Annotated in this window: 8 protein-coding genes; all 8 read right to left on the reverse strand. The window is 45.6% G+C overall.

The annotated features are described in order from the left end of the window. Window positions 1–161 precede the first annotated feature (161 nt). Window positions 162–827: a hypothetical protein gene (locus tag ABWH99_RS16105; protein ID WP_375582862.1), complete on the reverse strand. Its 666-nt coding sequence runs from the start codon at window positions 825–827 to the stop codon at window positions 162–164. Then, a complete protein-coding gene (locus tag ABWH99_RS16110; RefSeq protein WP_375582863.1) occupies window positions 828–2,609 on the reverse strand; it encodes a hypothetical protein in 1,782 nt (593 codons plus the stop codon). 536 nt (window positions 2,610–3,145) lie between these two features. Beyond that, window positions 3,146–5,227 (reverse strand): glycoside hydrolase family 172 protein, encoded by a 2,082-nt coding sequence (locus ABWH99_RS16115; protein ID WP_375582864.1) that lies wholly within the window; start codon window positions 5,225–5,227, stop codon window positions 3,146–3,148. Window positions 5,228–5,231: 4 nt separating this feature from the next. Continuing rightward, window positions 5,232–7,691, reverse strand: a complete 2,460-nt coding sequence (locus ABWH99_RS16120; protein WP_375582865.1) for a hypothetical protein — start codon at window positions 7,689–7,691, stop codon at window positions 5,232–5,234. Between the two features lie 461 nt (window positions 7,692–8,152). Beyond that, on the reverse strand, window positions 8,153–9,862 hold the full coding sequence (locus tag ABWH99_RS16125) for a RagB/SusD family nutrient uptake outer membrane protein (RefSeq protein ID WP_375582866.1): 1,710 nt from the start codon (window positions 9,860–9,862) through the stop codon (window positions 8,153–8,155). 12 nt (window positions 9,863–9,874) lie between these two features. Further along, window positions 9,875–13,330, reverse strand: a complete 3,456-nt coding sequence (locus tag ABWH99_RS16130; RefSeq protein ID WP_375582867.1) for a SusC/RagA family TonB-linked outer membrane protein — start codon at window positions 13,328–13,330, stop codon at window positions 9,875–9,877. Between the two features lie 147 nt (window positions 13,331–13,477). Next, the gene (locus ABWH99_RS16135; RefSeq protein WP_375582868.1) at window positions 13,478–14,512 is read right to left on the reverse strand and encodes a FecR family protein; all 1,035 of its coding nucleotides are present in this window, start codon (window positions 14,510–14,512) and stop codon (window positions 13,478–13,480) included. A gap of 270 nt (window positions 14,513–14,782) precedes the next feature. After that, a complete protein-coding gene (locus ABWH99_RS16140) occupies window positions 14,783–15,382 on the reverse strand; it encodes an RNA polymerase sigma factor (protein WP_375582869.1) in 600 nt (199 codons plus the stop codon). Window positions 15,383–15,757 lie beyond the last annotated feature (375 nt).

Raw genomic sequence — 15,757 nt, forward strand, 5'->3', positions numbered from 1 at the left:
TTCGTTAGATTAATCGGGTATAAAATTTGGAGTAATTTGCGGAGGAAGAAGGATAAAAACGCAAATGCCTCCTCCCAACCTTTCTTCACTCTGGGCTTTGGGTCTGGCAAATACCGCATCGGACGGGCCTCTGAACCCCATTCCGGGCTAGGGCAAGGGCTTTAATGAAGGTTGCTACCACTTACCGGTTCCGCGGGTCCCGCAGTCCTAAATTCAAATTTGAGGTTGGAAGCGCCTTCCGGACTAAACTCAGCATCTGCTACGATCACATTAATTCCGTTTTTAAATGCCGGTAGGATACCAGTATAGTCGATTTCTCGGATGACGTTGCGGTTTCTGTCAAGCAGGTGCAATCCACCATCTTTGTTCAGTTGCAGGATTTGATAGGGTTCCATTTCCAAAGGGATTTCCACCTGCTGGGTTCTATTTATCTCCAGGGCGATTTTTGTGACATTCGCTCCCGGAGTATTTTCTTTAGGCAATAAAACGGCAGAAAATACCATGGGCTGTTCCTCGTAGGGATTAGTGAATTCGAAGGTGCTGTGCAGGGGTTCACCGGGTTGTCGAACTTTTTGTTCAAAAACGAATTGCTCCACCGCAAGCGGGAAAAGATTCCACCTGTTGGCGCCTGTTTGCTCCAGATGAAATTCTTTACGTATGTCTTCCATGCGTTTTTTCTGATCGGAAGAAAATGCACCTGCCATGCGCGCCGTTTCCCATGTCTTAATGGCATTAAAAATGGCTTCGCTCTGTCCATTTTTTTGTACCGCATCGACCCCTACGTTAAAGGCAAATCCCGCATCAAATCCCGCTGCCCTCGCCAACAACTATTCGGCGTCTTCAACGCTGGTCTGTCCGTTCATGCTAAACCAGCCCAGCATGGAGGGCAGAAGATTTCTCCGGTAAAAGTCCTGGTTCATTAAGCGGTACATGGTTTGACTTTCCCTGAATCCCGCATACCATGGCTCACCCCAATTGTACCGCGTATTGATATGCCAGTTAAAATGGCTGGGATTACTGGCATCGTTAATTACCTTACCTTTTAAATCTTCAGATAAATGGTCATACCAGGTTTTTGTGAACAGGCTTCTGGCATATTGCCCCATACCCGTTGACCAAACGCCTTCCAACCCGTCAAAAGAGAGCTGTCTTAGTCCGGTCTCATTAAAAAAACGGGCAATTGTTTCAGCAATTTCCTGGGACAATGCGGCATTACTTAAAAAAACCTTGTAACCATGGTCCATCAGCTTTGCGATTTTTGCCCCTTGCGCGTGCGCAGCGGCCTCTGTGTTGAACGCGCCCCGCACGCAGCCAGTCAACCGCCAGGGCTTTTCTTTTGAAACTTCCCGATAACGTATTATCTCATTTCCTACGACCACCGAATGAAGGGAATTATTGTTCATTTGGTTAAAAAAAACAGGGGATTCAATAAAGATCTCCTCATCGGACGAATCGATCGATTTGGTAAGCACACTTTCACCAACTTTCGCGAGACGGTCATCGGGTACCGGACTGACATAGGGATCGTTGGTACTGATAAAATTCGAGAGGGTGTGTACTCCCAGCCTAATTCCCTCCTCTTCGGCACGCTGAACACAACGCCTCATGCTCTCCCAGTTATCAGGAAACGCCTTCTCATTCAGTTTAAAATGTCCCCAGGTGTCAAAAGGGTCACCGTGGTAAAGGTATTCAAGTCCTGCTTTTTTGGTGAGTTCAATGGCTTGATCCAGATTTTCCTCACTAAACCCAATGATGAGGTAAGAGGCTGTGGCTTTAGCACTCTTTTTCGCCCATTCCCCGTCAATAACCGGATGAGGCAATCCTTCGTCCAACTCAATTTTTGCGATAACATCCAGTGCCCGATCGGCCGGGCAGCCAAAAAGGGCGATTTTAGAGCCAACAACTCCGCCATCTTCAAACGCAGGAGCCAAATACCGATCATGTCCCCAGTTGGAAATTATTCGCTCCCGATTTCTGTTTCTGCAATAGGCCTGCAAGACGCTTCCGAAATCGGTATGTTTGGCCGTTTGTCCCCGGTACAACATGCGAACCGATTCGTCCACATCAATTAGATTATCGGTTGAAAAGATGTCGTATGCAGGTTCAATATCGTTTTCATGGTCTGGATACCCGCCCAGCGTTTTTACGTTAAGTGCCTGAATTCCAATTGCAAAATCCTGATTTCGTACCACTCCGACACTTTCGCCAACCGTTTCCTTAATTTTGGTTGGGTAAGGGCCCCAAACCACCAGTTGCACTTTTTTGGCCGGAGTGATTTCTACTAATTCAAAGGTGAGGTAATCTTCCTTTTCCACTACGCTAATACGAGCTTCTGCATGGTTGTCTGTATACTTCAGCACCATCATGCCGTCTTCCAAAAGTGCCAGGACAGGCTTTTCTATACCCCCATTAACCGCGATGCTTAGCAACGGGCCAGTCTGGTTGTCGGCAAGGTACTCTGTGCCGCTGAATCTGTCCCGGATACTGGTCAGTATTCCTTCTCCACTGAATGAAACAGCGAAGGATCCGGTCTGAAAATCAATGTTTTCAGATTGTCCGAAAGCACTTAAAAAAGTGGTCATCAAAACAATGGTGATACCTATTTTCATACGTTGCATTTTTTTTAATTCTATCAATGACAGTTAATCCCTTATTCCTTCCTACCAGGCACTCGTGAATTTCCATTTTAATCGGCTCAATCTCGCAAAAACTTTCAGGCAAAAGTCCAGAACTGAGACCAGTTACCTGCGGCGCCATCCCGGGAGTACAAGCGATTCAATCCTTCCTATCAGGAGATGAAGACCACGGGTTCCTGAAACCGAAGTCCAATGGATACCGAGCGAACCAGGCAAAAAGGAACGATCCCCTGCCATTTTTTAGGTTGAACACGCCTCTCCTTTTTCTCCCCCTGGATTATCGAGAATTTTCCAGCGTACCGTTGCGGGGTTCGAAAAGGCTCGATCCCGTTCCATTCGGCTGTCGGCCTCCCGGCAAATTTGATCCTTCTTTACTCCTAAGCTACCCGCAAGGAAAAACAGCGACCGGGATCAACCCAAAGAACCGGCTGTTTTCTGATGCCTAAATCGTGCAAGCGCGAACAAGACCAGAAATTCCCCCAGACCCTGGGGTATTTGTACGAGCACACTCACAATTCACGCTGTAAAAAGCTATTTTTAATCAGAAAGAAATCCACTCCCAGCGCCGCTTTTTGATCGATTTTTCGGGCTCCCGGGTTTATTCCCTGAAATACAAATTTCACTTTAAAAGCGTTGTTAACCGGATCGTGTTCTCCCAAGTCAATATACGGACTTGTGATTCCGGCGTGATTTGAATAGAGGTCTTGGGTAAGTATTTTTTTATCGTTTACGTAAATATCAAATATGCCGCTGTTCCGACCGACTGCTGATGCAACTTTCAGTTTTGATGGCTCAAATTGTTCCGTCAGTGTAAATTCAATAAAATCACCGGAGCGTTCAAACCACAAATTTTTCAAGTCACCATTGCTTGTTTCTCCCCAAACCTGAATCTCAGCGAAACCTTCGCTGACTGCTTCCGACTTTCCGGAAAGGTTCATGTTTTCAGCTTCCAGCGCCCCCTCTACCACAAACAAATCGTTTTTTGCATTTTCAATTAATGATTGGAGGTTCTCCAGTTGAGGCAGGGCATGGGCTGCCCTATCCGGCAATGGCGGACGGTTATGCCTCACACCCGGTACACCGTACCAAAAGGTGGTTTGGGCATACTGCAGGTAAAACCAGCTTTGCCTGGTTCCGCAAGAAGACTCAAAATCAAACTTAATTTTTTCATTAAACGGGATGGCATCCAGAACCCGCGTACGGGAGCACACATTGTATCCCTGGGAGCGGGGGGTTCCAACGATAATATTTCCCAGGAAGGGTTTGGAAAACTGATCGGCTGGAGTTGGTACCACTCCACCTGCCCAGCCATAGTAATCCTCTGTTCCGGTACCAAAATGAGAAGGGAAATTCCTGTCAAAATCTTCATCTACGTAAATCTTCTCGTCTCCTTCACCCCACCATCCTTCGGTAGGGTTCAGCACCGTCCACTGATCACCAACAACCACTCCCTGCCCCTCAGCCGACAGAAAATTCCAGTCGAACAAGGGAAAGGTGGGAGTCGGGGCATCGTGGCGCCAGGAGGCATAAAAATGCATGCTCCTTTCGTTCCACCGGTATTCATCCTGAATAATCTTCAACGATACGGTAGCAGGTTGATCAACCAGATTTATAAGGCTGACGGAGCCGCTTTCCCGGTAAGGCATCACCCACCTGCAAACCATGATACTGTCATCTTTTACGGAGCGCTCCCACATATCGTAGGGCTGAATCTTTCCTACGTTGTTAAAAAAATCGCCAATGGGGGCCCAAACGGTCGTGTTTCCATCGAAATCACCGGTCAGAATGATTGAACGAAGTGCCTGGGAGTAATTTTCTGCCGCATGAATTTTGATTTCCAATTGACGAAGGGCACGTTGCCCTTCCGGCAGTTGTAGCTTTAAGGTATCTCCCTTTTTTAAGGTTTGCTCGTCCTCCATCTCGCTACCTTCTGCCGGTGGAGGATTCGTCAGAGTGGCTCCGACTTCTCCGCGTAGGCCGGCAAGCTTGTCGAACGCTTCCCTTGTAAAGGTTTTCACGGGCGTTCCCTTCGGATACTTTCGATAGTTAATGATGTTGTAAAATGATTTCTTATCCATCGTTATCTTACAACTTTTGGCATAGGGGATCGGGAAATACAAGTTTCCTGCCCGGGCAGTCTCCTCTGCAAAAGGAGGTTTTACAAAGTCCTGCCCTTTGACTAGTTTGAAAAAATTAGTGTTTATGACCGGCTCTGGATTGCCGTCAAGATAGAATTTAATCGTGGCACCGGTTGTATCATTGAGCCCGTAGTAAAAACAAACCGCCCATATTTTGGTAATCACACCGGGTCCTTCGTCTTCCATGATTACCCATTCTGTTTCACCGTTCACCTCTTCGGTCCGAATAAATCCGATTCCGTCGGAGTCTGCAAACCAACCAGGCTTGTCCGGAGAAATTGATTCCCGGTTGTAACTGCTCGCCTGCAAACTTTGGTAATCATTTTCGGGGAAACGCGTGATTTGATCGCGGTCCGCCATTTCGGTGAGCAGGCTAGCCATCGTTATTTCATCAACCCTTTTGCACGAAATACACACCAATAAAGCGATCAGAGCGCTTACTATGTTATTCATTATCTTATTTCCTTGTTTTAAAATTTACAATCACCTCAGGGCCAGCAGCCGTTTCACTGCCTTTGTAGTCGAATTCAATCAGGTTGCGGCCTTCGTTTACCGTAAAGGAAGCTGGCTCAAAAATCAATTCCTTTTTAAGCGAATGATTTTCTGAAAAATGCTTGACCGCTTGGGTCCCTTCGTTGAGTAGGTAATCTCCGGGTTCTAATGTAAAGGGCATGATCGCTTTTTGTGTGCCCACCTTTAAGTAAATACCGTTTACTGGTTCCTTGGATGTTTTCGGCAGGCGAATTACATAGGATAACTTTTGTTTTTCTCCGACACAAAAATATTCCCAGGTACTGGAGGTTGGCAAACCGGGTTCGGTGGTTCGATTTACGTGTTTGTAATCCACTGAAACCGGTGCCTCCGGACTATTTACCAAAATGGCAGCTGGTAAGGTACTTACCTCATTTTCCTCAGATGTGCTTCCTTCCTCCGGCGCCCAGGATTCGATAAAAACCAACTGCGCTACTCCATCGTTTACTTCCAAACCATAAAACGTATACGGGTCGCGGAGCTTTTCTTTTTGTTCTTCCGTAAATGAGCCTTCCATTCGTGCATCTTCCCATTTCTTGATCTCAGCCAAGATTTCGTTGGCTTCTTTGTTAATCTCCAAAAAATTGGGACTTATATAAAAATCTACTCCTGCATCGAAACCTGCGCCAAGCCCCATCACCCATTCCATATCTTTTTTGGTGGTTTTTTCATTGATGCTGAATTGTCCCATTTTACTGGGTAGCAAATCTTCTTTGAGTCCTTTTTGAACCCGAATCCGATGACCTAAATGTGCCTCTCTAAAATTCTTTGATGTCCAGGGTTCGCCCCAGCTTTCGTTTGAGAAATAGTGCCATCCAAAATGAGTAACATCGGATGAATTGGCGACTATATTCGGGTTTTTCAAATGATCGTAGAAGACCTTCACAAAACGGTCGCTTCCATACCGGCCGTGACCAGCTGCCAGTCCTCCTTCGATCCCGTCGAAACTGATGCGTTTCAGATTGGCCACGTTGAAAAAATTTGCCAGATTTTTCGCCATTTCATCTTGCAGGCTAATGTTTGGGAAAAATACCTTGTAGCCGTGCGACATTAATCGGGCTACTTGCTCTCCCTTCTTATGGGCAGTAGCTCTTGTTCCAAACGCTCCTCGTTTACACTCTTTCAATAGTAACTTCCCGTCGGCCGTGGCATAGGCATATTCAATGATTTCGTCGCCAATACGGACGGCGGTATGTTCCCGCCAACGTGGATTTACTTTGTGTAAATTGGGCTCGTGGTACGCTGCACGCACCGCTTCGTCGTGTAAAACCAATTCCGTGTCGCTCGCAGAAATATCTTTTTCCAATTCGGTTATTCCAGCGGTTACCAGCTCAGGGTGCGGGATGGGAGACACCAGGGGATCGTTTGTGGTAATAAAATTAGTTAAAGTATGGGCACCAAGGCTGATACCGTGTTTTTCAGCAATATCGGAACATTCGCGCACCGATTCGTACCCATTTGGGAAATCTTGCTCGCGTAGGTTAAAGGTTCCCCAAGTTTCAAAAATGCTACCATGGTAAATACAGGTGATGCCTCCTCTTTTCGCAATGTCTATGCACGCGTCAATAGTCTTGACATTAAACGGCATGATGAATTTAGAAGAGGTAGAGTAGTTGGAAATTTTATTCCAGGTATCCCCATTTTTTATATGAGGCAACTTTTCTTCCAGCACAATCTGCTCGATTACCGCCTTCAGCTTGGCAGCCGGGACGCAATACAGCGCAAATTTAGCACCCGTAATTTCGGCATCGCTGTCTTGTAAGGGCACGGCTTGTACTAATTTTTGCTCCCAGTTATCCACCGTACGAAAAACGGATCGATTGCGCACAAAACCCGTCAAACTCGCACCGCCCTCAATATTTTGGGCAGCGTTTCCAAACCTACCCCGGCTTATCTGTTCGTATCCCCCGCGACTCTTTAGGTTTAGCCCCATAAATCCAACGGCAACGATATCGTCGTAAGCTATTCCAATGGATTGGCCGATTTTATCGGCAGGCGTCACGTGAAACGGCCCCCAGGTAACTTTATCGATCTGTTTTGCTGGCGTTAATCGTGTGATTTCAAAGCTTAGGTGCGTGTCCTTGCTCTTGACCTTCATCTCCATCTCTGCCCCCACTTCATCAAATCTAAAGGTCAAAAAATCGCCATTGCGTTTCCAGCTTGAAATGGGATAGTCGATTCCTCCGCTCTCGATCGTTACCAACGAAACACGGTACCCCGGTACCAACAGATTTTTCCCCGATTCCTTCTCCAAAAGCTCGGTTAGCTGTCCCTGGTTGTCAAGGGAAATCTTAAAGTAATCGTTTTCTAGAGGGGATTGATTGTTTGAAATAGTGCATGCTGTTATGCTGTACAAAAACACTATCCGTACGAATAATCTGATCATTGTTGCTACTTGTTATTTATCACTTTCTAAAATCTTACCTGGCCAGACTGCCCCCCGATCAATCAATTTTTGTAGGTACCAAATGACGTTTTATGTGTCTATTTTTACTGTAGGCGCCGAGAATTGCTTTCCAACTCTGCCTTTCACTTCTTTGTAACAGCCGGCACAAATAAAATAAGACACAACACCTACACCTACCTAATCCATTGGTAAATCTATTCACATTTGAACCTTGCTTTGATTCGTGGAAAAACGACACGAAGCCTAGGCCTCGTAACCAATCCGAAAACTAAATGTGTAGATAAAAAATGTGAAATTATTGGGACCCCAGGTATTGATTGATCAAGCGTTCCCTCACCGGTCAATGCAATTCGTGGTCACGCAATAACTTCACATTCTGATTTAATTCAAAGAAAAAGGTTGTTCAATCCACTAACGCCTTTCTGAAATGGTTTGTCGGGTCAATCCAATGTAGGATCAAAGGTACCATTGTCCCATCCCATATTTTGCTCCAGGTTAGGGTTTTTTTCAATTTCATCTTGGTGTATGGGGAAGAAGTAATACGTTTCTGGCGTGTACATTTCGGTCTGTCCGGTACTAAAGAGCTCTGTCACCTCGTAATCGAAATCCTCAGGCAAAAAATCTGCTCCACTTACCGGATCCAGTCCTTCTTTTAACACCGCTACCAAGCCGTATTTTTTCATGCCATTAATTTGTGTATGAAGTCTTCTTGCTCTTCTCAAGTCCCAAAACCTTTTTCCTTCAAAAGCGAACTCGATGAATTTTTCCTGGTACAACGCATCTCTTAATTGATCCCTATTCATGCCCGTGGCCAGTCCATAGTTTCCATCTGTTCCAGCTTCAATTTTCGCTCTCTGCCGGATCAATTTCAAAATTTCAAACGCTTCATCTGGCCTACCTACTTCATTAGCAGCTTCGGCAAGGTTGAATAAAACTTCCGCAAAACGAATCTCTACCCAATCCACGTCATTCAAGTCAACCTGGGCTACCGGAAGCTCAACCTGGATACCTTTTCGCGTGTAAAAACCGGAGCGACCGTCCGACCCCGGGCGGAAACCATCATTGATGTCCGCGACCTGTGTGTCGGTGTATTGCCTTCTATCCGGATTTCCCCCGAGTTCATAGATGGCCCCGTTGTAAACGACGATGTCATAGAACCTGGGATCTCTGTTTTCCCAAAAACGTTGCAAATTGTATTCATAATTTGGAGATTCACCCGGCATGTAACCGTCCTTCATCGGGAATTTGCTGACAAAGTCCCAGATAGGCTGATCCCCACCCGTGCAGTTTCTAGATTGTGAAAGCGGCCGTACGCAATCCTCCCTTCTACCATTTACCTTTACCGGGTTTTCGTAGATATTGGCAAGAATAACCTCCCTATTTCCTGATTGCATCCAAATGTCATTGTAATTTTCCATCAAACCATACCCTTGAGCTTCTAAAAATTGTCTGGCTTCCAAATTTGCCTGATAGGCTTCTTGCCAATACGCATTATCGTACGGGTTGGAAGGATTGAATTGCGGGCTGGCCATGTAAAGAAGAACCCTTCCTTTGAATGCCAGTGCGGCTCCTTTATCGATCCTTCCTAAATCATTACCTGTAAATCGATCCGGCAACCCGGCAATTGCGGCATCCAAATCTTCCAAAATAAAATCAAAACACTCTTTGGTAGTATTTCTCGGAACTAGCAAATCATCTGTCAACAGCTGTGGCTCTTCAATAATCGGCACCCCGCCGTGGTAAACCACGGTTCTGAAATAATGATACGCTCTCATGAAGTACGCTTGTCCCTTAATCTGCATTTTTTCCTCATTCCCCAATTGACCATTATCGATTTCTGAAAGTAAAACATTGATTTTTCGAATCTGGGAATAAGGCCAAAGCTTGAATGCATTATTCGTAGTCTGCACTTGTCCCTCTCCAAGAATTCCCACGGACTCGTCTGCATTGTTGCCATCATTCAATGGCCATCCCGAAAATGTAGATGCATAGAGGTCAACCAAGTACGCGTTTGCCAGTGTTGGGTCATTCCATACGTCTTCTGGATTGTAAACCGAAAGGTTTTTGACATCCAATAAGTCCTCTGAACAGCCTCCCAGGATAACGACTGCTACCAAAGAAAGGCATAAATTTTTTATATAGCTCTTCATAATTAGGTTCATTTAAAATCTGACATTTAATCCACCTGTAAAGGACTTCATCAATGGGAACGAGTCCAATCGATCCTGCTCCGGATCGTACTCTTTGAAAGGCGAGAGTACGAAGAGATTTGTCCCGTTGAAGAAGAACTGGAGATTGATATTATTGGATTTCAACCACTCGAAAGGTAAATCATAGGCGACATTGATGTTTTTTAAGCGTAAATACGCTCCGCTTCTGATCCAAAAATCAGAAGGGCCCCAACCAAACTCAGGCATGCCCCAGTTGCCAGCCCTGGGGTAAGGTGCACTTGGCCGGTCGGGTCTCCATCTATCGACCCAAAGAGGAAAATAGGGTCGATCACCCACCTGAAACACGCCACCCGAAGATGTATTCTGCGTTTTTACAATTTTATCATAATTGCCTACTCCTTGGAGGAGGAAATCAACGGACAAATTTTTCCAGGAAAAACCACCGTTAATTCCATAATTGATTCTTGGTATTGCATTGTCAGAAAGCCAGTCTTGATCGTTATTATCCACGATACCGTCTGCACCTTCTGATCTATTAACCCCTCGTATATCCTGAAACAAAATCACACCTAACATCGGGTCTCTTCCGAATTGGGTAAAACCCTCGGGAATTCCGTCAAGGCTGGCCTGATCCCTGATGATACCATCGGTTTTGAAACCGAAAATCCGGTTTACTGGATGACCAATTGCGGAGCGCCAGTCCTCCAACCCCACGGGCTCATCGATAAAGACGACCTTATCTTTCGCATAACCGATATTGGCACCGATGTAGTAATTTAAATTACCTATATTTTCACGGTAATTAATGGAAAACTCATAGCCCCTTACGTCTATTTCCGCATAGTTTTCATCACTTAGAGGAGCACCGTAGGTACCGGGTACGACACGAATTCTGCGTCGCAGCAAATCATACCGGTGGTTATAGAAATAATCGAATGATCCAAAAAGCCGATCGTTAAACAATCCGAAATCGAACCCAACGTCATAGGCGATCATTTTAGCCCAGGTGATATTTGGGTTGGGTGGAGTACCTGCCCGAATTCCATTCAGCAAAGAATTACCAAAAACGTATCCACTTCCGGGAACGAAATTGTTTTGGAATTGAAATGGGGCAATGTTATCATCTCCGGTAGATCCCACAGATGCGCGGAGCTTTAAATCACTAATCTTCTCACTCCCGAAGAATCCTTCATCGCTTATTCTCCAAGCAACGGACCCTGAGGGAAATAGACCCCACCGCGTATCTCGCGGGAATCGATAACTACCGTCGTAGCGAAGCGTAAACTCGGCAATGTACTTGCCCATATAATCGTACCTGCCTCTGCCTATCCAGGATTGTCTTGCATTCTGCGATTCACTTCCGCTGAAATTGCGGAACTGAGTGTCATTTGAGGCAGCAAAAATCTGATCCACACTACTGGTCAAAAGATTATTGGCAGAGCCGGAAAAAGATTTACCGGTGAAACCTGCCTGTTCATAAATCACGGTACCTAAAACGCTATGATTTCCGAAGTTCTTATCGTAGTTCAAAAACCAGTTTAGCTGATAGGTATCACCAAAAACTGCGACTTCATCAATGCCTTCAAACGGCCTGGACAATGCATGCACGTTTAATTCATTTGGATCAATTGGACCTGGAATGTAGGGGTTGGTAGCCGAGGCCGGTTGAAACAAAAATGATTTATTGTGAATCACAAAATTCTTTTGATTCTGAGAGTCAAACGAATAATTTGCCATCAGGGAGGTACTCAACCAATCAATAAAGGGTATATCGTAATCAAGTTTAATGATTCCATTGATGGAGTTTTCTGCGCCTCGCCGGTAATTCCCATTCTCAAGCATGAGTACCGGATTCCAGGCTCCGCGACCAATGGGAAAACCATTTTCCGTATCTGTAGTAGGATTTCCGTTTGCATCCACAAAGAAGGGATATAGTCTCGACCAATTGAAGGTGGTTCGATAAAAATCGGACAATTCGAAATTATTTAAACCTCCCCCGTCGTAGGGCCAGAAAAATCGATTGGTCACTCGTTTACTACCACTAATATTTAAATTAACCGAAAAATCATCCGTGACTTTTGCCGTCACATTGCTTCTGAAATTGTATCTGGAATAATCCGTATTGGTAAAAGAGCCCTTGTCTGAATTTGTTCCAAGCATCATGAAATAGCTCAACTTGTCTGTCCCCCCGTTTACACTCAAATTATGCTGTTGAGAAGTTGGATTTCTCCATATATAGTCGTTCAATTCATAATTTTTATCTTCAAAGTATTGGAAAATCTCATCCGATATGGGTAATGGATTACCAAAAGTTTCAGCACGAGAATTGATAAACTCCAACTCGTCAATAGCTGTATACCTCGGAAGGGGTTTTGTAGAGCGAGAAGTCGTAAAAAAACTTTTGTAATTGAATACCGCCTTTCCTGTATTGCCGGTACGCGTGGTCACTAAAATTACGCCATTTGCTGCTCTGGCACCATAAATAGCGGAACTGGCGGCGTCTTTCAAGAAGCTGACACTTGCTACTTCATTCGGATCCAAGGCGTCAAAATCATCTCTTGTTTTGATCACATTATCTATGACGTACAGGGGGGAAGAGCCCGCTATTGCTGCACTGCCTCGAATAGAAATATTCGAAGGAGCACCGGCAAATCCGGAAGATTGTACGATCTGTACGCCGGGTGCCCTGCCAGCCAATACATTCGACAAGTTGGACGTTGGTATAAAATCAATATCGTCCGAGTTTATACTTGCCACGGAGCCCGTTAATTTAGCTCTCTCTTGTGTACCGTACCCCACCACCACTATCTCTTCCAGGGAAGACTGGTCCTCAATCAGGGTAATGGACAGGGTACTTTGGTTGGCTATAACGATACGCTTTGACTCGTACCCGATAAACGAAATCAATAAAACGGCTCCTTCTTCTACATCCAGAGTGAATTTACCGTCAATATCCGTAGCCGTCCCATTTGAAGTGCCTTCGATCAGGACAGTAGCCCCGGGGATGGGCTCCCCGCTTACATCCCTAACCGTTCCCGTGATGGGTCCAACGGACGCATCCGCGATGACAGTCACCTTCGAGCGTCCCCGGGCCGCCACATCAATGGTATGATTCATTTGCCGGAAACTTAAATACAGCTGCTGCCCCGCCACTTGCAGACTCTCCTCCACCGTTGCATTCCGAGTATCAAAATGAATCAATTGCGACTTGTCCAGCTTTTTGTTGTCGTAGGCAAACTTAAAAGGCGTTTTTCGCTCAATTTCGTTAAAAAATTGACGGACACTAAGCGTTTGGGCAGATAAGTGAATGGTCACCTCCTCAATACGCTTGTATTGGCCCTTGGCCTGCATGATGCTGGTAAAATTGACCAGTAAGATTTGTAAAATCAAGCCATATAAAAAGCCTTTCGACAACATAAGTATTGTCTTTAGTAAATAATTTTTCATAGTTTTATATGTTTATTGAAAGTTGATTTCAGTAAGCCTGGTCTCTTGATGGCCCCATTCCCCAATGTGCACCATCATCAGACCAGCCTGTTGCCGGTTGGTTTAACCCAACCGGCTTTTTTATGGAGCATGTATGTATACCATTTTTTAAAATTTTAAGTGAACTACTTTTCCCTCTATATCGTATCGGAAGTTTTGCACATAAGCCATACTACGCAACACCTCCTCCAGGGTCTGCTCCTTGTATTCTCCGGAAAACTCCCAGCCAACAGGTCTCGAACCCTTAACCCGAAATTCCACTCCATACCAATTTTCCAGCGTTTGAAGCACCTCGTTGACCGAGGCCTGATCAAACCGGATCCACCCTTCTTTCCAGCCCAACACTACTTTCGGATCAAAATACCCAACACGTTGCGCTCCTGAGCCTGCATCGTGGTGCAAGGCCTCCCCCGGCGCCAGTATCACCGGGTCGGCCGAGGTTTTCTCCGTTACCTTCACGGCCCCGGAGACCAGAGAGATGGCTATTTCGAATCCTTCTCTGTTGGCTATATTGAAGCTGGTGCCCAATACCGTCGTCACCAATCCGTTGGTTTCTACATGAAAGGGCCGTAAACTGTCCTTTTCTACCTCAAAATAAGCCTCGCCGATCAATCTTACGGTGCGTTCCGACGGGTCAAATTTTTCTGGAAAAACAAGTCGACTATTGGCATTTAACCAAATCCGACTGCCATCTCCCAGGGTCAACTGTAATTTTTCTCCGGGCTGAGTCGTCTTTTCAACCCAGTACATTTCGGCAACTACCCCATCCGGTAAGGACTCCTCCACGGACGTAAGCAACCAACCCAAGCCAAAAGCAAATAGCAGTATGGCCGCGGTGCGGTAAAATTGCCCGGCCGGTTGCCAACCCCATCCGGTGTTATTTTCACGGGCCGTGGATTTCCGCTTCCCGAGTCGCTCCGGTTCTCGAAGTAACTGTTGCAAGACCTCCTCCCGGGCGCCTTTGGGTACCTGATAGGTTGGATACTGAACCCGAAGTAAGATTTCTCTGGCCAACTTTAACTCCCCCACCTGCCCGGGATTGGCTGCCATCCAATTGGACCAATACCGATCCAACTGCGGATTGGGATGCTTTACCCAGGCAACAAATTCCGGATCCGTCAAAAAATCCTCTTTGGTTTTCATGTACTTCTTTTTCCTTCTTTTCTGTAAATGCAAAGAAGAAGCAAAACAACACCCAAAAAATCTGTATTTTTTCAAACTATTTTTAGATGGGTGAAAATCTCGTATTGGAATCAAAGATGTGATTGGAAAAATCACCTCCCTCCAGCCGGCTGCTGGTTTTTAGGAGGGGAGATGGGCCGGTACACCGACTCGCGCTGAAAAAATGGTGAAACCAGCCAAAACGGGCTTTTCTGACTAAGATATCATTCGAAAGGACCTCTTACAGGATAACTATTGCAGGGCTTTCCGCAAAAAACCCAGCGCCTTGTACATCAGGTTGCGGGTGGTGTGGTCGCTGTCAAGCCCCATCAATTCACGGATTTCGGCGTAGCTCAGGCCTTCGTAATAAAAATAGTAAATAATCTCTTTCTTTCGGGGACTTAATTCGGCAATGGCCCGGTTAAGCTGCTTGATTCGTTCCGCATCCAACTGTTGGTCTATCAGCACCTGTTCGTGGGACAACTCAAATCCAAAACCATCCTCTCCGGAAAATTGCGAGCGGCGATGGTCCCATCGCTCTTGTTGCTTGTACAACTTGCGTTTCAGACACTTTAGCAGGTAAAACCGGATATGATCCGTCGGCCCCAGTTTCTTACGGAGTTCTCTCAAATCAAAAAAGACATCATGTATCCCGTCCTGGGTCAGCGACTCATCTTGCGTCAGGCGCATACCGTAGGAAAATAACGCATCAAAATGGTACTCGTATATCTGTATAAAGGCTGCATCGCTGCCCTTTCGAAACTGATCCCAGAGTACCGAATCGGACGGACGATCGGTCGCTTTTTCCTTGGCACGAACGACCGTTGGGTGGTTGGGATAAGGCGCAGACATGTTGGATTAAATAAGGTATTCGGTTTTAAATTTAAAGAAAAGTCAGGAAATACCTACAAACTACCAAAGATTATCTCCTTTCTTTTTTTCAAAAATGTATTCCATAAGCCAGCTGCTGTCACCAATGCAAACCCCTTCCCGTTAGCTTTTATAAAAGGGGATCGAATACACAAATCCTTTTTTGGCTTCAAACTCATTCGCCATGGTTTTTCTGCCACTTTTTTAAGGGTCCTGGCAACGGAAAAGGAGACAAAGAAACCCGTAAATGGAGTCCAGAAGAACCCAAAATTACCAGGACTCCCCTACTCCAATGGATTAGCTTTCATCAAAGAAACTCCAACTAATTATCCAAAAATCAATGCTGTTGTACGTTCT

The sequence above is a fragment of the Cyclobacterium xiamenense genome, from assembly GCF_042140265.1.
Classification (GTDB): Bacteria; Bacteroidota; Bacteroidia; order Cytophagales; family Cyclobacteriaceae; genus Cyclobacterium; species Cyclobacterium xiamenense_A.

Coding starts and splice junctions, on each gene's coding strand:
- ABWH99_RS16120 (WP_375582865.1), bottom strand. CDS start 7,691: ATGATCAGATTATTCGTACGGATAGTGTTTTTGTACAGCATAACAGCA.
- ABWH99_RS16115 (WP_375582864.1), bottom strand. CDS start 5,227: ATGAATAACATAGTAAGCGCTCTGATCGCTTTATTGGTGTGTATTTCG.
- ABWH99_RS16130 (WP_375582867.1), bottom strand. CDS start 13,330: ATGAAAAATTATTTACTAAAGACAATACTTATGTTGTCGAAAGGCTTT.
- ABWH99_RS16140 (WP_375582869.1), bottom strand. CDS start 15,382: ATGTCTGCGCCTTATCCCAACCACCCAACGGTCGTTCGTGCCAAGGAA.
- ABWH99_RS16135 (WP_375582868.1), bottom strand. CDS start 14,512: ATGAAAACCAAAGAGGATTTTTTGACGGATCCGGAATTTGTTGCCTGG.
- ABWH99_RS16125 (WP_375582866.1), bottom strand. CDS start 9,862: ATGAAGAGCTATATAAAAAATTTATGCCTTTCTTTGGTAGCAGTCGTT.
- ABWH99_RS16110 (WP_375582863.1), bottom strand. CDS start 2,609: ATGAAAATAGGTATCACCATTGTTTTGATGACCACTTTTTTAAGTGCT.